The organism is Amycolatopsis sp. cmx-8-4 (assembly GCF_046548675.1).
In the GTDB taxonomy this organism is placed as follows: domain Bacteria; phylum Actinomycetota; class Actinomycetes; order Mycobacteriales; family Pseudonocardiaceae; genus Amycolatopsis.
In genome coordinates, this window is the sequence record NZ_JAEBDZ010000022.1 from 64582 (window position 1) to 82033 (window position 17452).

General features: G+C 72.0%; 16 protein-coding genes. 6 read left to right on the forward strand and 10 right to left on the reverse strand.

All coding sequences use genetic code 11. From position 1 onward, the window contains the following. Positions 1-15 precede the first annotated feature (15 nt). From ACLJQZ_RS35435 to ACLJQZ_RS35445, 3 genes are all read right to left on the reverse strand, one after another. Positions 16-588, reverse strand: coding sequence for a class F sortase (locus ACLJQZ_RS35435; RefSeq protein WP_410624437.1), 573 nt, complete (start codon positions 586-588; stop codon positions 16-18). 4 nt (positions 589-592) lie between these two features. Continuing rightward, positions 593-1384: a choice-of-anchor P family protein gene (locus tag ACLJQZ_RS35440; protein ID WP_410624439.1), complete on the reverse strand. Its 792-nt coding sequence runs from the start codon at positions 1382-1384 to the stop codon at positions 593-595. Positions 1385-1777: 393 nt separating this feature from the next. After that, on the reverse strand, positions 1778-2665 hold the full coding sequence (locus ACLJQZ_RS35445) for a carbon-nitrogen hydrolase family protein (RefSeq protein WP_410624441.1): 888 nt from the start codon (positions 2663-2665) through the stop codon (positions 1778-1780). A 69-nt stretch (positions 2666-2734) separates the two neighbouring features. On the opposite strand from ACLJQZ_RS35445, the gene ACLJQZ_RS35450 reads away from it, so the two are divergent. The 5 genes from ACLJQZ_RS35450 to ACLJQZ_RS35470 are packed head-to-tail and all read left to right on the forward strand — an operon-like array spanning position 2735 to position 8590. Continuing rightward, entirely contained in the window at positions 2735-4372 is a 1638-nt protein-coding gene (locus ACLJQZ_RS35450; protein WP_410624442.1) for a fatty acyl-AMP ligase, read from the forward strand. Further along, complete coding sequence (locus ACLJQZ_RS35455) at positions 4365-4628, forward strand: acyl carrier protein (RefSeq protein WP_410624444.1); 264 nt, start codon at positions 4365-4367, stop codon at positions 4626-4628. The genes ACLJQZ_RS35450 and ACLJQZ_RS35455 overlap by 8 nt, the downstream gene beginning before the upstream one ends. A 1-nt stretch (position 4629) precedes the next feature. Then, positions 4630-4944, forward strand: coding sequence for a hypothetical protein (locus tag ACLJQZ_RS35460; RefSeq protein WP_410624446.1), 315 nt, complete (start codon positions 4630-4632; stop codon positions 4942-4944). Further along, positions 4944-8174, forward strand: a complete 3231-nt coding sequence (locus tag ACLJQZ_RS35465; RefSeq protein ID WP_410624448.1) for a WXG100 family type VII secretion target — start codon at positions 4944-4946, stop codon at positions 8172-8174. Before ACLJQZ_RS35460 ends, ACLJQZ_RS35465 begins: the two co-directional genes overlap by 1 nt. 20 nt (positions 8175-8194) lie before the next feature. Then, positions 8195-8590 carry a hypothetical protein gene (locus ACLJQZ_RS35470; RefSeq protein ID WP_410624450.1) on the forward strand — a complete coding sequence of 132 codons (396 nt, stop codon included), beginning with the start codon at positions 8195-8197 and terminating at the stop codon, positions 8588-8590. Positions 8591-9035: 445 nt separating this feature from the next. Here the strand turns inward: ACLJQZ_RS35470 and ACLJQZ_RS35475 are convergent, their stop codons facing one another. The 3 genes from ACLJQZ_RS35475 to ACLJQZ_RS35485 all read right to left on the reverse strand — a co-directional run bounded on the left by ACLJQZ_RS35475 (position 9036) and on the right by ACLJQZ_RS35485 (position 12940). Continuing rightward, entirely contained in the window at positions 9036-10847 is a 1812-nt protein-coding gene (locus ACLJQZ_RS35475) for a glycoside hydrolase family 15 protein (protein WP_410624452.1), read from the reverse strand. Then, a complete protein-coding gene (gene zwf / locus ACLJQZ_RS35480) occupies positions 10844-12253 on the reverse strand; it encodes a glucose-6-phosphate dehydrogenase (RefSeq protein WP_410624453.1) in 1410 nt (469 codons plus the stop codon). Before zwf ends, ACLJQZ_RS35475 begins: the two co-directional genes overlap by 4 nt. Before the next feature lie 114 nt (positions 12254-12367). Beyond that, complete coding sequence (locus ACLJQZ_RS35485; protein ID WP_410624455.1) at positions 12368-12940, reverse strand: snapalysin family zinc-dependent metalloprotease; 573 nt, start codon at positions 12938-12940, stop codon at positions 12368-12370. A 528-nt stretch (positions 12941-13468) separates the two neighbouring features. Between ACLJQZ_RS35485 and ACLJQZ_RS35490 the strand changes: the two genes are divergently transcribed. Next, positions 13469-14308: an alpha/beta hydrolase gene (locus ACLJQZ_RS35490; RefSeq protein WP_410624457.1), complete on the forward strand. Its 840-nt coding sequence runs from the start codon at positions 13469-13471 to the stop codon at positions 14306-14308. Positions 14309-14383: 75 nt separating this feature from the next. Here ACLJQZ_RS35490 and ACLJQZ_RS35495 read toward each other — a convergent pair whose 3' ends face one another. The 4 genes from ACLJQZ_RS35495 to ACLJQZ_RS35510 form a co-directional block, all read right to left on the reverse strand. Continuing rightward, positions 14384-15058, reverse strand: a complete 675-nt coding sequence (locus ACLJQZ_RS35495) for an SGNH/GDSL hydrolase family protein (protein WP_410624459.1) — start codon at positions 15056-15058, stop codon at positions 14384-14386. A gap of 84 nt (positions 15059-15142) precedes the next feature. Then, complete coding sequence (locus ACLJQZ_RS35500; RefSeq protein WP_410624461.1) at positions 15143-16168, reverse strand: 3-oxoacyl-[acyl-carrier-protein] synthase III C-terminal domain-containing protein; 1026 nt, start codon at positions 16166-16168, stop codon at positions 15143-15145. Next, complete coding sequence (locus tag ACLJQZ_RS35505) at positions 16155-16577, reverse strand: hypothetical protein (protein ID WP_410624463.1); 423 nt, start codon at positions 16575-16577, stop codon at positions 16155-16157. The genes ACLJQZ_RS35500 and ACLJQZ_RS35505 overlap by 14 nt, the downstream gene beginning before the upstream one ends. Before the next feature lie 145 nt (positions 16578-16722). Next, complete coding sequence (locus tag ACLJQZ_RS35510; protein WP_410624465.1) at positions 16723-17349, reverse strand: hypothetical protein; 627 nt, start codon at positions 17347-17349, stop codon at positions 16723-16725. Positions 17350-17452: the final 103 nt, after the last annotated feature.

Genomic DNA, 17452 nt, shown 5'->3' on the forward strand with positions numbered 1-17452 from the left:
CTCACGACCGGTGGGCTACTGCACCAGTTTCGCGTAGACGATCACGTTGTCGAGGTAGTTGCGGCTCGCCGCGTCGTACTTGCCACCACAGGTGATCAGCCGCAGTTCCGGCTCGTTCGTGTTCCCGTACACGGCTTCCGTGGGGAACTCCTTCTTCGCGATCTGGTCGACCTTCGCCACGGTGAACGTGAGCTTGCCGCCGTCGGCGCGGTCGACGTGCACCTGGTCGCCGACCTTCATCTCGTGCAGCCGCCAGAAGATGCCCTTCTGGTGGTCGCCGTCGATGTGGCCGAGGATGACCGCCGGGCCGACCTCGCCGGGCGTCGGCCCGTACTCGTACCAGCCGGCCTGCAGCGGCTGGTCGACCGGCGGGACCTCGACGGTCTTGTCGGCGTTGAGCCCGAGCGAAACCAGCGACGACTGCGCGTCGATGGCGGGGACGTCGATCGCGGTGGGCAGGGACCGCGACAGCCCGGCGGGGGCGACCGCGGCGGGCGCGGGCGCCGGGTTCCCGGCCGCGGTCGGCGTCGTGGCGCCGCACCCGGCGAGCAGCAGCGCGGTGAGGACGAAGAGAAGTGCGCGGCGCATCGGCTCAGCCCTCGGTCGCGAGGCTGCCGTCGCCGGTCTGCGGGGCACCGGCGGGCACGACGGTCACCTGGCCCGGGTTCTGCGGACGCGGCGGGGCCTGCGGGGCCAGTTCCTTCGCCGGGCCGCAGGAAACGGACGCGAGCTTGACGTCGCCACTGCCGATGGCGCCGGTGACGTCGCCGCCGAGCAGCTTGACGTGCAGCGCAGTCACGTCGAGGCCGCCGTCGTAGCGCTGGTCCTGCTCGTTGACGATCACCTCGACCACGCCGGGGATGCCGAGACGCGTGTTGGGCGCGGCCTCCGCCGGGATCGTGCCGAGCCGGCCCAGGTTGACCCCGGCAAGGTCGCTGCTGCCGACGACCTTGCCGTCGGCCGACGCGCAGCGGGCGCTGATCACCCGCGCCGACGGCACCCGGCCGGCGACCGCGGCCAGCACGGGCAGCGTCGCCTCGACGATGCTCGCCTTGCTCGCGACCGAAGCCGTGTCGGAGACGACGGAGCTGGAGATCGCCTTCGCCGTGACGAGCCCCTTCAGCGGGGCGTCGGCCACGTTCGCCGAGGTCGGGCCGGTGCTGCTCGACGGGGCCAGCTTGCCGGTCTCGACGGTGATCCCCTTGCCACCGGCCAGATCCTTCAGCACGCCGGGCAGCAGGGAGACCGCGGCGGACGCACCGAAAGCGGAGCCGGTCACCCCGGCGTCCCCGGCCGGCGCACCGGTGGCGCCGGTGGCTCCGGTGGCCAGGACGACGGCGGTCAGGCCGGCCAGGCTCCCGGCTCGGAGCATGGTTGTGCGCATGAACGAGGTCCTTTCAAAGAAATGGGCCGCGAAAACGTGCGGCGACGGCGGGCCGAGCGTGACTCGGTCCGCGGAGGAAAGCTCGGCCACGCTATCAAAATCGCGCTTGTTGCCAAGGGACTCGAGTTCCGCGGTGGTTACCCGAGTTCGCGAAACGTGATCTTCCGGAAAACAAACAACTCGAAGTGGCCATTTCGGCCCGGGGTAGTGTGCCGATGATCGACGGCGAGTAGTGCCCGTTGCGGCATTCGAGGGGGTTCACCGGCCGTTATGACACGTCCGAGTGATTACTCGGCCGGAGCGCGGCGAACACGGGGAGTGATGTGACCGCCACGGCGTTCGACGGATTCGATTTCCGTGCCCTGCGGGGTCGCGGGAGCTGTGTATGGCCGGTCAGAACGAGCCGCGGTCGTCACTTCGCGGGTCGCCGTGGACGACGTGGTCGTCGTAGAGCCCGGCCTGCGCGGTGCGGCGCCAGGGCCGCGCCAGCTGCACCGCCGTGGCGATGTCCGGATCCGACAGCTCGAGGTCCGCGATGGCCAGACCGGGCTCCGGACTCGAAGACGCCCGCGCGATCCACCGGCCACCGGGCGCGACGACACCGGCGGGCACGGTGGCGGCGAACTGCGCCGGGACCGAGTAGCCGAGCCAGTAGCTGTACAGCGTCCCGTACGCCTGGGCGACCGTGGCCCGGGCCGCGTCGTCCACCATCACCGACACCAGGACGCAGTCGACGTCGAGGCGCTCGTACTCGGCGAACAGCTCGGGGAAGTTGACCTCGATGCACAGCGCGCAGCCGAACCGGATCCCGTCGACCTCGAAGACCAGCGGCTCGGCGCCGGGCGAGTAGAGGTACCGCAGCTCGGTGTTCGACAGGAACCGCTTGTCGTAGCGCCCGACCAGCTTTCCGGTGTCCGACACGACGTAGAGGCTGTTGTGCGGGCGGTTCGCGCCGCTCAGCGGGTGGATCGAACCGAACGCGACCCAGATCCCCAGCCGGCCGGCCAGGTCGGCGATCGCCTCGGCCTCGGCGCGCAGCACCGGCCACGCCGCGCGCGTCCAGTCGGCCGGGCCGACCCGCTCCGGGCCGTGCACCGACATCACCCGCTTGTGCGGGTAGGTGATCGCCCCTTCCGGGAACTGCACCAGCCGGGCGCCCGCGTCCCGCGCCTCGGTCATCAGCTCGCGCAGCCGGGCCGCCGACGCGCGGAGCGCCGTCACGTCGGCCGGATCTTCGACTACTTCGCTCTGGGCCACCGCCAAGCGGAACGTCCGCGCCACGACCCGAGCCTAGCCCGGCTACCGCGCGCGGTAGGTTGCCCGTATGCGTCCCGTCCGCCCGAGCCGCCGGTGAACGTGCCCGAAGAGGTGCTGCGCACCTCGATCGTCGAGCGCCTCTTCGCGCGTGCGGCCGACGAGCGTCCGCTGTTCACCCACCAGGACCACAGCGCCGGCGCGGAGCACACGCTGACGTGGGCCGAGTTTACGGCACGGGTGCGCGTGGTGGCCGGCGCGCTGGGCCGCGTCGCCGAACCGGGGGAGCGCGTCGCGATCCTCGCGGGCCAGGACCTGAACTACCCGCTCGCGTTCTTCGGCGCGCTCGCCGCCGGTCTGGTCGCGGTGCCGCTGATGGCGCCGGCGAGCCGCGGTCAGCGCGACCGGCTCACCGGCGTGCTGGCCGACTGCGGCGCCCGCGTCTGGCTGACGTCGTCGGCCGCGGCGGCCCGGGTGCGCGAAGCCGGCGATTTCGACCACCTCGTCGTGGCCGACGAAGTGTCCGGCCCGGGCGCGGATCCGGTCCCGGTGACGGCGGAAACCCCGGCGTACCTGCAATACACGTCGGGCTCGACGCGGGAGCCTGCCGGCGCGGTGATCCCGCACCGGGCGATCGTCGCCGCCTGCTGGCAGGGCAGCCGCGCCTACGCCGTCGACGAGGGCACGACCTGCGCCGGCTGGATCCCGTTCTTCCACGACATGGGCCTGATCCAGCTGCTGTGCCTGCCCGTCTTCGCCGGCGGCCGCTCGGTGTTCATGGCCCCGGCCGAGTTCGTGCACCGGCCCCAGCGGTGGCTGCGGCAGCTGCACGACTACCCGGCGGTGTTCACCGCCGCCCCGAACTTCGCCTTCGACCTCGCGGCCGACGCGGCGGCCGAGGCCGGCGACGACCTCGACCTGTCCGGCGTGCGGGTCGCGCTCAACGGCAGCGAACCCGTCCGGCCGCGCACGGTCGAGCGCTTCCGGGAAGTGTTCGGCCCGCGCGGGTTCCGCCCCGGGGCGCACTGCCCGTCCTACGGCCTGGCCGAAGCCACCGTCTACGTCACGAGCGCGGGCCCCGAAGGACCGCGCGGCGCGGTGTTCGACCGGGACGCCCTCGCGCAGGGCACCGCCGTCGAAGTGGTCGGCGGTCAGGAGCTCGTGTCGGTCGGGCGTCCGGTCGGGCAGCGCGTGCGGATCGTCCGGGATGGACGGACGCGGCCCGACGGCGAGGTCGGCGAGATCTGGATCTACGGCTCGAACGTGGCCACCGGCTACTGGGGCCGCGGTGACGCCGCCGCGTTCGGCGCCACCCTCGACGGCCTGCGCGGCTGGCTGCGCACCGGTGACCTCGGTGTCGTGCACCGCGGCGACCTCTACGTCACCGGCCGGATCAAGGACCTCATCGTCGTTGACGGCCGCAACTTCCACCCGCAGGACATCGAAGCGGCGGCGGGGGAAGCACACCCGGCCGTCCGCCGGGACCGCGTCGCCGCGTTCGGCGTGGCCGACGACGCCGGCGAGGGTGCGGTGGTCGTGGCCGAGTGGGTGCGTGACACCGACGGTGTGGATGTCAAAGAAGTGACCAGGGCGGTGCTGCGCGCGGTGTCGCGCGAGCACGACCTCACGCTGCGTTCGGTACGTCTGGTCCCTTCCGGCGGACTTCCGCGCACTTCCAGTGGCAAGGTCGCCCGGTCGGCCGCCAAGGCGCGTTATGGTGACTTCCGTGGGTGATCACCGCGCCGAGGTCACGAAGGTCGTCAGCGAGACCTTCATGCTGGACCCCGCCGGCGTCGAGCCCGACGCTCCCCTCGAGGAGCTGGGCATCGACTCCAAGGGCCGGATCAAGCTGCTGGCGGCGCTGGAGGTCTACTTCCGGGTGACGATCGACCTGGACCAGCTCGACCGGTTCACCGACGTGGGTTCGGTGGCCGAAGTGCTCAAGGAAGCGCTCGCGGGCGTGACCGGCGGATCTGACGAGAGGCTCTGAAATGAGCGGGGGGTACACCGCGACGACCGACGCGTTGTCGTCGGCGTCGAAGAACATCGGCCGGCTGTCGGAACAGCTGCTGGACGACAACCCGGACCTGTCGAGCACGCCGGTCGACGCGGCGGGCTTCGGCCAGGCCCACGGTGAGCACGCGGCGAAGTACACCGCCGGGGTGACGGCGCTGTGGGCCGCGGTCAGCGGGTACAGCAGCACGCTGGGCTCGTTCGGCACGAACCTCGGCACCGCGGGCAGCACCTACGGTGCGAACGAGGACAACCAGTCGGGCGCGATCACCACCGCGGGGGCTGACCTGTAATGGCCAAGACCTGGACCGAGGTCAAGGCGGTGCTCGACGACCCGAGCGTGCCCGCCCAGACCAAGAGCGTGCTGATCAGCAGCTGGATGCGGGAGAACCCGCCGCCCCCGCCGTTCCTGGCCGACCAGGAACCGGACGACATCAAGGCGAAGCGGCAGGAAGCCGAGAAGCTGGCCACCGCCTACAACGCGAACCCGCTCTTCGCCGGCGTCCCGCTCGACGAGGCCTACGACACGGCGAAGAAGGCCGGCGACCAGGCCAGCTACAACGAAGACCAGGAGAAGAAGGCCGTCGACGACGGCAAGAAGAAGCTCGACGACACCAAGCCGCCCGCCTCGGACGAGTCCGGCGGCGGGGCCAGCACCGGCACGAAGACGTCCGACGAGATCTTCGACGCCGCCGCGCCCGCGCTCAAGCTGTTCGAGACGTTCGGCTCGCTGCTGGCGAAGCTCCCGGACGACTGCCGCGGCAACACCCGCGCGCTCGACCTGGACAAGGACATCCGGAAGCCGTTCGACGAGCAGCGCGGCATCAGCTTCCAGAACTTCGTCGAGGACGCCGACCACTTCAAGACCGGCTCGACCACGGTCGACAAGACGGTGGAGAACACCGGCACCGAGCTGTCCAGCCTGTACCAGAGCTGGACCGGTGCCGGTGCCGACGCCGCGTCGGACACCTACAACGACAAGATCCTGCCCAAGGCGAACAAGCTGTCCCAGACCCTCGGCAACGCGGGCGAGGCGACGCTCAGCACCGCGACCACGGTCTTCCAGCTGTGCAAGGGCAAGGCCGACGCGGTCATCGGGATGTACACCGACCTGGTCGGCAAGGCCGACTACACGATGGCGCAGAAGGTCGTCGCGGTCGCCAGCGGCGAGCACGGCAACGAGAAGGACCTGGCCCAGATCGCGGGCTGGATGGACGCCAACTTCGGCACCAACCTGGTCAAGACGCTCAACGACCAGGGCTGCTGCGACGGCGACGAGATCAAGAAGCACGGCCAGGACCTGGCCAAGCAGTGGATCCAGAACCAGTTCAACCCCGACATGTGGGACCGGCTCTACCAGGGCTTCGCGAAGACCTGCAAGGACACCAAAGACCTCGTCGACCAGGCCTACGACGCACTCGACAAGGTCATGGGCAAGGTCAAGAACGAGTTCGAGGGCGTCACGATGCCCGGCGGTTCGGGCTCGGGGTCCGGCACCGGCGGGTCCGGTGGAGGTTCGGGTTCCGGTGGTTCCGGCTCGGGTTCGGGCAACGGTGGTTACGGCGGTGGCTCCGGCTCGGGCAGCGGCTCGGGTTCGGGCAGTGGCGGCTCGGGCGGCGGTGACGGTTCGGGCGCCGGTGGTTCCGGTTCCGGCGGCTCCGGCTCGGGTTCCGGCGGGTCCGGCTCCGGCAGTGGCTCGGGATCCGGCTCGGGTTCCGGCGGCTCGGGTTCGGGTGGCGGCGGCAACGTGCCGCCGATCCCGGACTTCGACACGCCGTCCGGTGCTTCCGGCGGTGGCTCGGGCTCCGGCGATTCGGGCTCGGGTTCGGGTTCCGGTGGCGGCGGTTCGGTGCCGCCGATCCCGGACACGTCCGGGGGCTCCGGGTCCGGTTCGGGCGGCGGTTCCGGCTCGGGTTCCGGCGGGGGTGGCCCGATGCCGTCCATTCCGGACATGTCCGGTGGCGGGGGCTCGGGCGGTGGCGACGACACGACGCCGTCTTCGACGCCGCCACCGTCGTCTTCGGACGGTCAGGAGGCCGCGGCCGCGGCGGCGGAGGCCGCCAAGAAGAAGGCCGCCGACGCGTTGAGCCAGTTCAGCGGCGAGGGCATCAAGACCGACTCCGGCGACGGCGCGGGCGCCCTCGGCGGTGGCGGTGGCGGTGACACCGGCGGTGGTGCCGGCGGCGGCAGCGACACGTCGCCGTCCGGGGCCGGTTCGGGTTCGGGAGCCGGCGGTGGTCAGGACGCGGCCGCCGCGGCGGCGGAAGCGGCGAAGAAGAAGGCCGCCGACGCGTTGAGCGAGTTCAGCGGTGAGGGCATCAAGACCGACTCCGGTGGCGGTTCGGGGCTCGGCGGCAGCGGCGGTGGCGACGACGCGGGCTCCGGCTCGGGGTCGGGCTCGGATTCCGGGTCGGACCCGGCCGCGGACGGCAAGGACGCGGCCGAAAAGGCCGCGGAGGACGCGAAGAAGCAGGCGTCCGACGCCCTGGACAAGCTGGGCGGCGACGGCATCAAGACCGACCAGGACGGCGACGGCCTGCTCGACGACGGCAAGCCCGACACCGACGGCGACGGCAAGCCCGACACCGACAAGGACGGCGACGGCAAGCCCGACGGCGACGAGAAGCTCGACCACCTGAAGGTCAAGCAGGGCGACAAGACCTTCGAGATGACCGAGCCGGACTCCGACGGCAAGATGGACATCAAGGTCGGCGAAGGCGACGGCCCGGCGAAGGACTTCAAGCTCGACTGGCCCGACGGTGACGCCGCCAAGACCGACCTCGGCGTCGGATCGGACGACCCGGGGAAGCCGGACGCCGACGGCGTCTACCACCCCGGCGCGGACGGCAAGATCCACATCCAGGACGGCGACGTCAAGATCACCGCCGAGCGGCCCGACGGTGCGGACGGCCCGACCGTCGTGACCGTCGACGACGGCACCGGCAAGCCGACGACCTACACCCTCGGCGAGGACGACACGTCGCCCGGCGGCCTGGACGACGACGCCAAGAAGCACCTCGACGACGCGCTCAGCGGCGAGACCAAGGGCGACACGGCGTCGCACGCGCTCGGCGACACCCCCGACGCGAAGCCCGACGACCTGCCGAAGCACAGCGGCACCCTCGACGGGGCCGGCGCGTCGGGCGGCGGCGGGGGTGGCGCGCACGCGCTGTCCACGGCCGGTCTCGACACGGGTGGCGGCTCGGTGACGGGCTCGCTCGGCGAGTCGCCGTCGCTGTCCGAGGGCGTCCACAGCGGGGTGGGTGCGAGCCAGCAGCAGCCGGCGGCGCCCGCGTTCGCCTCGGCGGCCATGTCCGGTGCGAACGGCCAGGCCGGTCAGTCGATGGGCGGCGGCATGCCGATGGGCGGCATGGGCGGCGGCGGCCAGGGCGGCGGTGACCAGGAGCGCTCGAACCGCGCGTACCGGATCGAGGGCGCGGTCTTCGAGCCGATGGCCGAACCCACCGGCCGCATCGTCGGGTCGCTGGACGACGAGGAGCCACCGGCCCCCCGCCGGTGGTGAGCGCGGGCTGAGGAGGACGCATGAGCGACGACATGGCGGGCATGAAGGCCGGCTTGGACGGCCTCGTCCGCGAACAGGCCGAGCGCCGCTCCCTGCGCGAGCAGCAGGGCGAGGAGATCAAGGCCAAGTCCCAGGAGTACATGACCAAGCAGGTGCAGGCGGCCGAGCGGTACGTCCAGCACGTGCGGGAGATGGCCAACCGCAAGACCAAGTCCGGCTGGGGCGTCCGCGACGACAGCGGCGGCCCGCAGAGCTTCGAGCCGGAGGGTTTCGCGGGGGAGCAGGGTGCGGGCGCGGCGTCGCCGTTCGCGCCCACCCCGGCCCCGCCGTCGGCTCCGGCGGAGCCCCGCCGCGGCCGCCGTCACCGCGCGGCCGACCCGGACGACGACGACGGCTTCGGCAACAACCCCTGGTAGCCCGGCGGCGCCGCGGGCCCGCTCGGCACCGACGGCCGCCGTGTTGGCCACTCCGGTCGCCGTGTTGGCCGTTCCGGGCACCGTGTTGCCCACTCCGGTCGTCATGGTGGCCGTTCGTGAACGGCCGGCTGGCGCCGTGATGCCTCTCCGATCACACGTGATGCCCCTCCGGACACGCGAGTTCGCCCGCTGATCACGCGAGTTCCGGCCCGGGTCACGCGAGTCCCGGGCCGAGTCACGTGAGTTCCGGCTCGGGTCAGACACGCGGCCACCGCCGCTTGCGGTGTCCCGCTGACAGCCGGAAGGGCCACTACGGCGCCCGGAGCGGCCAATACGGTGCCCGGAACGGCCAACACGTCGACGGGAGTGGCCAACACGGCGGCCGGAACGGCCAACACGGCGGCCGGAGTGGCCAACACGGCCGATACGGCGTCGGGAGTGTGGGTTAGGTGTCCAGGGCTCGGTCCAGGTTGAGGGCCGCGCTGATCAGCGCCAGGTGGGTGAACGCCTGCGGGAAGTTGCCCAGCTGTTCCCCGGTCAATCCGATCTGCTCGGCGTAGAGCCCGACGTGGTTGGCGTAGGTGAACATCTTCTCCAGTGCCAGCCGCGCGTCGTCGGTGCGGCCGCCGCGGGTCAGCGCCTCCACCCACCAGAACGAGCACAGCGAGAACGTGCCCTCCGAGCCGTCGAGGCCGTCGGGTGCTTCCTCCGGGTTGTAGCGGAACACCAGGCTGTCCAGCACCAGTTCCTCCCCGATGCGTTCCACAGTGGACAGGAACCGCGGGTCGGTGGGGGAGCAGAACTTCACCATCGGCATCAGCAGCAGTGACGCGTCGAGCGCGGTGCCGGGCTCGGGCTCGCAGTGCTGGACGAACGCGCCGATCTCCTCGTTCCAGCCGTGCTCCTGGATCCGCGCGTAGATCTCGTCGCGCACCGACGTCCAGCGCGTGAGGTCGGCGGGCAGGCCGCGGCGGCGCGCCACCCGGACCATCCGCTCCACCGCGACCCAGCTCATCAGCCGGGAGAACGTGTGGTTCCGTTGCCCCGAGCGGGTTTCCCAGATGCCGTGGTCGGGCCGGTCCCAGTTCTCCAGCAGCCAGTCCAGCATCGTGCACAGGCTCGCCCAGCTGGCGTGCGAGATGCCCTTGCCGTACTTGTCGAACAGGTAGATCGAGTCGATGACCTCGCCGTAGACGTCCAGTTGCAGCTGCTCGGCCGCGCCGTTGCCGACGCGCACCGGGCGGGAGCCGCGGTAACCCTCGAGGTGCGCCAGCTCGTGCTCGATGAGGTCGGCGTCGCCGTCGATGGAGTACATCACGCGCAGCGGGCCGAGATCGCCGTCGCGGTCGTCGGAGACGCGGTCGGTCAGCCAGCCGACGAACGCCTCGGCCTCGTCGGTGAACCCCAGGCGCAGCAACGCGTACAGCGAGAAACCGGCGTCGCGCAGCCAGACGTGGCGGTAGTCCCAGTTGCGTTCGCCACCGATCCGCTCCGGCAGGCCGAGGGTCGGCGCGGCGACGATCGCGCCGCTCGGCTCGTGCGTGAGCAGCTTCAACGTCAACGCCGAGCGGTGCACCATCTCCCGCCACCGGCCGGTGTAGGACGAGCGGGACAGCCAGTCGCGCCAGAACCCGACGGTCGCGTCGAACAGGTCCTGGGCCTCGGCGGCGTCGGCGGCCGGGTGGTCGGCCGTGTCGTCGGCGACCTCCAGCACGAACAGCTCCGTGTCGCCGGCGGGGACGTCGAACTCGGCCGTGGCCGCGCCGTCGCCGGTCTCCAGGGTGACCGACGAGTCGAGGCAGACGCGTATTTCCTTGCCCTGGAAGGAGATACGGCCGTCCTTTTCGGACACTTCCGGGACGTCGCGGCCGTAGTCGAAGCACGGCCGGACCCGGGTGCGCATCCGGACCTCGCCGCGGATGTTGACCACGCGCCGCACCAGCCGTTGCCGGTGCTCGTCGTCGTGCGGGCGCAGGATCGGCATGAAGTCCTGCAGCTCGACGATGCCGTCCTCGGTGAGGAACCGAGTGATGAGGATGTTCGTGTCCGGAAAGTAGAACTGGTGGCGTGCGGTGACCTCGCACACCGGCGCCAGCTCCCAGTCACCGCCGCGCTCGGCGTCGACGAGCGCCCCGAAGACGCTCGGCGAGTCGAACCGCGGCGCGCAGAACCAGCTCACCCGGCCGTCGGTGCCGACGAGGGCCGCGGTGCGCAGGTCGCCGACCAGGCCGTGCTCGGCGATCGGCAGATAGCTCACTCGGGCACCCGCCAGCCGCGTTCGCCGGGCAGGCGCAACGCCGCTTCGGGGCCCCACGACCCCTTCGCGTACGGCTGGGTCTTCGGCGGGTTCCGCAGGACGGGCTCGCAGACCTGCCAGAGCCGTTCGATCTCCTCGGCGCTGCTGAACAGCGTGTGGTCGCCGCGCATGACGTCGAGCAGCAGCTTCTGGTAGGCCTCGAGCGGCTCGACGCCGTCGAAGGTGCCGGCGATGTCGAGGGTCAGCGCGGCCTTGCCGACGGACAGGTCCGCGCCGGGCTGCTTCGCCCGCAGTTCGAGGGTCAGCTGCGGCTGCTCGGTGAGCTCGAAGACGAGCTCGTTGCCGCCGCCGAGGTCGTCGGCCCCGGTGAACATCGCCAGCGGCGGCTCCTGCAGCCCGATGGTCACGGTGCGGCGGGTCTGGGCCAGGGCCTTGCCGGTGCGCAGGTAGAAGGGCACGCCCTGCCAGCGCCAGTTGTCGATCCGGGCTTCCAGCGCGACGAACGTCTCGACGTCCGAGCCGTCGTCGACGCCCTCTTCGTCGCGGTAGCCCTCGTACTGGCCGAACACGACCTGCTCCGGGTCGAGCGGCCGGAGGCTGCGGTAAAGCTTGTGCTTCTCGGCGCGCAGCCACTCGGCGCTGATCTCCGGCGGCGGTTCCATCGCGAGGAAGCCGAGCACCTGGAGCAAGTGCGTGGAGACCATGTCGCGGAAGGTCCCGGTCGACTCCATGAAGGCCGCGCGGCCTTCGATGCCGATCGCCTCGGGGATGTCGATCTGGACGTAGGCGATGTGGTCGTGGTTCCAGAGCGACTCGACCAGGCCGTTGGCGAAGCGGAACACGAGGATGTTCTGCACCGCCTCCTTGCCGAGGAAGTGGTCGATCCGGAAGATCTGGTCCTCGGTGAACACCTCGTGCAGCGCGGCGGTGAGTTCGCGCGACGACTCGAGGTCGCTGCCGAACGGCTTCTCGAGCACCAGCCGGGCGCCGTCGGCCAGGCCGGTCTCGCCGAGCATGCCGACCATCCCGGTCATCGCGCCGGGCGGCACCGAGAGGTAGAGCAGGGTCCGGGCGTCGTCGCCGAGGCTTTCGCGCTGCTCGCGGACGTGTCCGGCCAGGTCGGAGCCGTCGTCGGCGGAGGAGACGCGGAAGGAGAGCCGGTGGGCGAACTCACGCCAGGCGCTGTCGTCGAAGTCGTCCCCGAGGGTGTCACGCAGGGCGTCGCCGATGCGGTCGCGGAACTCGTCGTCGGTGCCCGGCGAGTGCCGCCCCGACCCGACGATCGCGAACCCGTCGGGCAGCATCTTCGCGGTGTAGAGCCGGAAGAGCCCGGGGAACAGCTTCCGGCGCGCGAGGTCACCGGTGGCTCCGAACAGGACGAGCACGTGGGGCTGCGGTGTCTGCACGTCCCGATCGTCGATCACGCGCGCCGGTCCCGCACGTCGAGCGCGAGCGCGGGGGGATGCCGAGCGGCCCCCGGGGAGCGGATCCCCGGGGGCCGTCGGTGGTGCCGGGGCCGGTCAGAAGGTCAGGACCGTGCCGTCTTCGTAGATGCGCTGCTCCGGCGCGTTGTTCGCGGCGAAGCCGTTGGCCCACAGGGAGTTCACCCGGCTGCGCTCGGTCGAGTTCGGGACCGCGACGCGGCAGGACGTGCCGGGGCCGCCACCGGACATCAGCTCGGAGCACGGGCCCGAGTAGTGGTCCGGCAGGCCGAGGGCGTGGCCGGTCTCATGGGCCGTGATCCGGACCGGGTAGTACTGCTGGGCCTGGGTGTAGTCGATGAAGATGGTGCCGCTGCCGTGGCCGTTGGTCTGGGCGTACGAGCCGCGGGCGTCGTTGCCCTCGACGTAGCGCAGGCTGGCGCCCGAGGCCCGCTCGACCAGCTTGACGTTGGTCACGCTGCTGTTCCAGTTCGCGGCGCCCTGGTTGATCTGCGAGCGGAACGACGGGGCGCCCGACGTGCTGTAGTACACCGTGGTGACGGCGGCTTCCTGCTGAGTGGAGGCCGGTGCGGCGGTCGCGGTGCCCGCGGCGAGCGGGGTGAGGGCGATCGCGAGCGCGACAGCGCCGGTCAGAGCGAACTTCCTGGACATCGGAAGACTCCTCGTTGGGGGACGGGGATTTGCCGGATTTGCGCGCGCTTGGGGAATTTACCCCGTGGACACACACCGCCGGAGCCGACTTCCGTAGGGCCTCGCGATTGGTGATTTCCCAACACTATCTGCGGGTTGACAAGCCGGAGGGGGGCGCCACCTTCAGGTGAACGGCCCGTGGACCACGCCCCCGGCCCGGTAGTGATCCAGGGGCCGGGTGCGACCGCGCCGGCGCGGAGCGGGGGTGGGGACGGACCCGCGACGACTTGGTCGTGGCTCGCGCTCGGGCGGTGCGGCGATGATCGTCGCGGAGGGCCTGACACGCGTTACCGGGGGCCGTCACCACCGTGGCCGGTCGCCGGCGCCACCGTGTGCAGCACCTGCACGCGAACCCGCTGCGCCGACACGACGCGGAAGGCCAAGGGATAACCCCAGCACCACCGGCGTCGTCTGTGCTCGCCGGACCACTACACGGGCTTCTGCAAGATCTGAGCCCGTCCGCCGCGGCGCCGGTTCCGAACCCCGGGTATGAGGCTCCGGGACCGGCTCGCGGCGATGGTCATGCACGGCACCGCGCGGTGGACCGTGCGCTACGGCGACAATCTGCGCTTCGCCGGGACCGACCTCCCGGCGCCCTCGGTGGTCCGGGCCCCGACCCGGCACGGACCGGTCCGCGTGCACGTCTACCGTCCCGCCGGCGATTCCGGCGGCGCGTACGTCCACTTCCACGGCGGGGCCTGGCTGATGCGCTACCCGGCGATGGACGACTGGTGGTGCCGGTACGTCGCGGCCACCGCCGGGGTCACGGTGTACAACGTCGATTACCGCTGCGGTCCCTACGTCGCGTTCCCGGTGGCGCAGCACCAGTGTTTCGACGTCGCTTCGTGGGCCGCGGCGGACCGGGTCGCCGTCGGCGGGTTCTCCTCCGGCGGCGGTCTCGCGGCGGCGGTCTGCCTGCAGGCGCGGGACGCCGGTGGGTGGCGGCCGCGGCTGCAGGTGCTGGGCGTGCCCGCGCTGGACCTCGCCACCGACCCGGACCCGGCCGCCGGCGGGATGATCGCGCCGGGCCTGCGCGACCTCGTCCGCCGGGTGTACTTCCCGGACCCGGTGACGCGGCGGCACCCGTACGCGTCCCCGCTGCTGGCCGACGACCTCGCCGGCCTGCCGCGGGCGGTGGTGCTGACCGCCGAGCGCGACGCCCTGCGCGCCGACGGCGAGAACTACGTCTCCCGGCTTCGCGCGGCGGGCGTCGAGGTGCTGCACGACCGGACGCCGGGGGTGGACCACTACTTCCTGACCGAGGACCCGGAGCGCGCCCGCACCACGATGGCCCTGGTGGCCGCGGAAATCGCCCGCGCGCTCGCGTGAGGGGGCTGCCGCGGCTTGTCGTGAGTGGTTAGGGCGGTTAGAACCGCCCTAACCACTCACGACCGGGAGCCGGGGTCAGTCGCGGGCCCAGCGGGCCAGGCAGGCGCGGACCGGGCCTTCGAAGAGCCCCGCCATCCGCTCGTAGCCGACGTCGTTCGGGTGGAACCAGTCGTCGGCCAGGCTGCCGCGCAGCGGGCCCAGCGCCGGGCCGCGCAGGTCGGCGACGTCGATGCGGCCGGCCGCGCCCGCTCGGTCGAGCAAGGCGTTGACCGCCAGGGCCTGCGGGTTGCCCTGCGGCAGCGTGGCGACCACCGAGCGCCCCGCCGGGAGCCGGTCCAGCAGCTCGGCGAACCGGGCCGGGACGTCGCGGCGGCGGCCCCGGGTGAGCATGTCGTTCGCGCCCACCAGCACGGTGACCAAGGCCGGGGTGGCCGGCAGCCGCGGGAGCTGGTCGTCGAGGACGTCCTGGACCCGCGCGCCGGACGCCGACAGGTTGACCACCGCGAACGGCTCGCCGAGGCGGGCGTTGAGGCGCGGGACCCAGCCGCCGTCGACGTCGTGGGCGCCGATGCCCTGGGTCATCGAGTCGCCCAGCGCCACCCACAGCGGCCGGCCGGACTCGAGCGCGACGCGGTTGGCCGCCGCCCAGGCCCGCGCGAACGGTTCCTTCTGCGCGCGGACCCGGCCGATGCCGGGCACCACCTTGGCCGAGACGTCGAGCAAGCGGCTCGACCACGTCCGACGCGGCACGGGCACGTCCCTTCGGAGAGCGGTTTCCCGGGATTCGGTGCCGGTCGGGCCCCGGATGGGGTGGCCGGGGCCACCCCATCCGGTTCAGCAGAGTTCCAGGACCACCGCGGTCCACGTCATGCCCACGCCGATGCCGAGCAGCAGCACCGTGTCACCCGGACCCGCGTCGCCGCTGGCCAGCAGGTGCTCGAGCGCCACGACCTGGTCGCTCGCGCCCAGGTGGCCCACCCGCAGCCCGAACTCCGTCATCGTGCGGTCCTCGGTGATCCCGAGCGGACGCAGGATCTGCGTCTCCACCAGCCGCCTGCCGTAGTGCGGCGCGCAGATCTTCGCGATGTCCGGCAGGTCGACCCCGGCGTCGGAAAGCGCTGTCTTCACGACCGTCGTGACGGCGTCGCCGTTGCGGGTCGCGACGTGCGCCGGCCCGCCCTGGCGGCTGAGCCACTGGCGCTTGCGGCGGCGGATGTCGATGCCCCGGTGGGCGGCGACGCTCGCCGCGCGGAACGGCTCGTCCCCGCGCTGCAGGCCTTCCAGCGACGGGTCGGTGTACGACGCGATCGCCCGGATCCGGGCGAGGCCCGGCCGCCGGGTCAGCACCACGGCGCTGCCCGCGTCGCCGTAGACGATCCCGATGTCCGTGCTCCAGTGCGGGAACCCGGGCGCGCCGAACCGGTCGCCGGCCGTGATGAGGGCGGCTTCGTGGTCCGGGCGGCCGCGCAGCACGCTGGCCGCGACGTCGATCCCGGCGACGAGGCTGTTGCTCATCGCGCCGAGCTCCAGCGTCAGTCCCGGCCCGGCGCCGACCCCCAGCTGGTCGCGCACGTACGACGCGGCGTGCCAGAAGTCGATGCCGGAGTGGTAGATCCCGGCGTGCAGGCACAGGCTCGGCCAGACCGGCTCGCCGGTCGTGGCGCGGGCCTGCGCCAGTGCCTGCCGCCCGGCCCGGACGGCCAGTTCCGGGCCGGGGCGTTCGGCGACGGCGGTGGACAGCTGCCCGGTGCGGGCGGCGTCGTCATGGGTGAACTCCCCGGCCGCGATCGGCGCCGAGACCGGGATCAGCGCACCGACGTCGCAGCCGATCCCGTTGAGGTACAGGTCATCGAGCCGCATCGGGGGTCACCTCCCGGTGGGCGAGCACGGCTTCGATCTCGGACAGCGTGTCGTCGATGTGCAGTGGGGGAGCGGAAACGCACCCCGCGGCCGCCAGCTCGGCGGCGACGGCGTCGGTGGTACCGCCGGTGAACCGGTGGAACCCGGCGAAGCGGGCCTGCTCGGTGCCCGGAACGGCGATGGCCAGGTGCGCCCAGCCCGTTTCGCGGTCCCAGCGCACGATCAGCCGGGTGGTCCCGGTGGTCGGGCGGGTGTCACGAAGCACCTGCGTCAACGTCGTGGCGGTCAAGGAACTTCCTTTCGGCACGGCGAAGCGGCGCACGCCGGAGACGCGGGCCGCTTGAGGAGTGGCGCGGGCCGCGTCGTCGGGGCCCGCGAGGAACGCCGCGAAACGTACCGCGATGATCAAGGCCGCCGAAGCACCCCCGGATACAGACAGTGATCAGCGCGGCTGATAAGGAAGCTCAACCATGCGTTTTTCTGAATATAGCTCGATTTCCCACTCAGTGGATCATGAGGTTCTTTCGCGTGGTTGTCACCGAGTGTGATCGGTGTCAGTTTTTCCAGACGATCGGCGCCTTGTCGTAGCCGTCTCCCTTGTCGAACGTCGCCGCGGCCACTTCGGAGCCCTCTCGCGCACCTTGCAGCGTGCAGGTTTCGAACTTCGCGCCCGGCGCGGCGAACTCTTTGGGGGCGGTGCCCGACTTGCACTGATCCGTGCTGCCCGTGATGATCACGCCTGTGGACCGTCCATCGGTGCCGAGGGCGCGCAAGCTCACCGAGGCGTAGGAAAGGTCGGCCCCGTCGACGTTCTCGATCGACGCGCGCAGGTAGTACGGCGTGATGCCCTTGGCCTTGTCGCCGTACTTGGCCAGATCGGCGTTCGCGCCCTTGTCGATGGCCGTCACGGTGATCGCGATGGTGCCGGACTTGGTCGTGCCGTACTTGAACGGGACGACCGCGCGGTCGCCGACCTTCAGCTCGGTGCCCGGCTTCGTGGCGTCGCCCGCGGGGGAGGCGGCCGACGACTCCGCCGCGCTCGGCTCCGCCGTGGCAGGCGCCTCCGTCGTCCCGGTCGGCCCGGCGGGCGCGGCCGTGCCGGATTCCCCGCCACAGGCGGAAAGCAGGAGGGCGGCGGCAGATCCGGCGGCGGCGAGCAGGGTGGTGCGGACGTGCTTCATGGATCTCCTCGTGCGGCCCGCCGGACGGGTTTCCGGCGCGGGTGGGGAGCCGGGCGAACGCCGCGATCGCGCCCCCAGGGCGGTCGCGGCGGCCCGTACGGGG

Excerpts from the sequence above, each read along its gene's own strand:
- ACLJQZ_RS35465 (WP_410624448.1), top strand. The coding sequence starts at position 4,944 with ATGGCCAAGACCTGGACCGAGGTCAAGGCGGTGCTCGACGACCCGAGC.
- ACLJQZ_RS35470 (WP_410624450.1), top strand. The coding sequence starts at position 8,195 with ATGAGCGACGACATGGCGGGCATGAAGGCCGGCTTGGACGGCCTCGTC.
- ACLJQZ_RS35435 (WP_410624437.1), bottom strand. The coding sequence starts at position 588 with ATGCGCCGCGCACTTCTCTTCGTCCTCACCGCGCTGCTGCTCGCCGGG.
- ACLJQZ_RS35490 (WP_410624457.1), top strand. The coding sequence starts at position 13,469 with ATGAGGCTCCGGGACCGGCTCGCGGCGATGGTCATGCACGGCACCGCG.
- ACLJQZ_RS35500 (WP_410624461.1), bottom strand. The coding sequence starts at position 16,168 with ATGCGGCTCGATGACCTGTACCTCAACGGGATCGGCTGCGACGTCGGT.
- ACLJQZ_RS35510 (WP_410624465.1), bottom strand. The coding sequence starts at position 17,349 with ATGAAGCACGTCCGCACCACCCTGCTCGCCGCCGCCGGATCTGCCGCC.
- ACLJQZ_RS35440 (WP_410624439.1), bottom strand. The coding sequence starts at position 1,384 with ATGCGCACAACCATGCTCCGAGCCGGGAGCCTGGCCGGCCTGACCGCC.
- ACLJQZ_RS35485 (WP_410624455.1), bottom strand. The coding sequence starts at position 12,940 with ATGTCCAGGAAGTTCGCTCTGACCGGCGCTGTCGCGCTCGCGATCGCC.
- ACLJQZ_RS35460 (WP_410624446.1), top strand. The coding sequence starts at position 4,630 with ATGAGCGGGGGGTACACCGCGACGACCGACGCGTTGTCGTCGGCGTCG.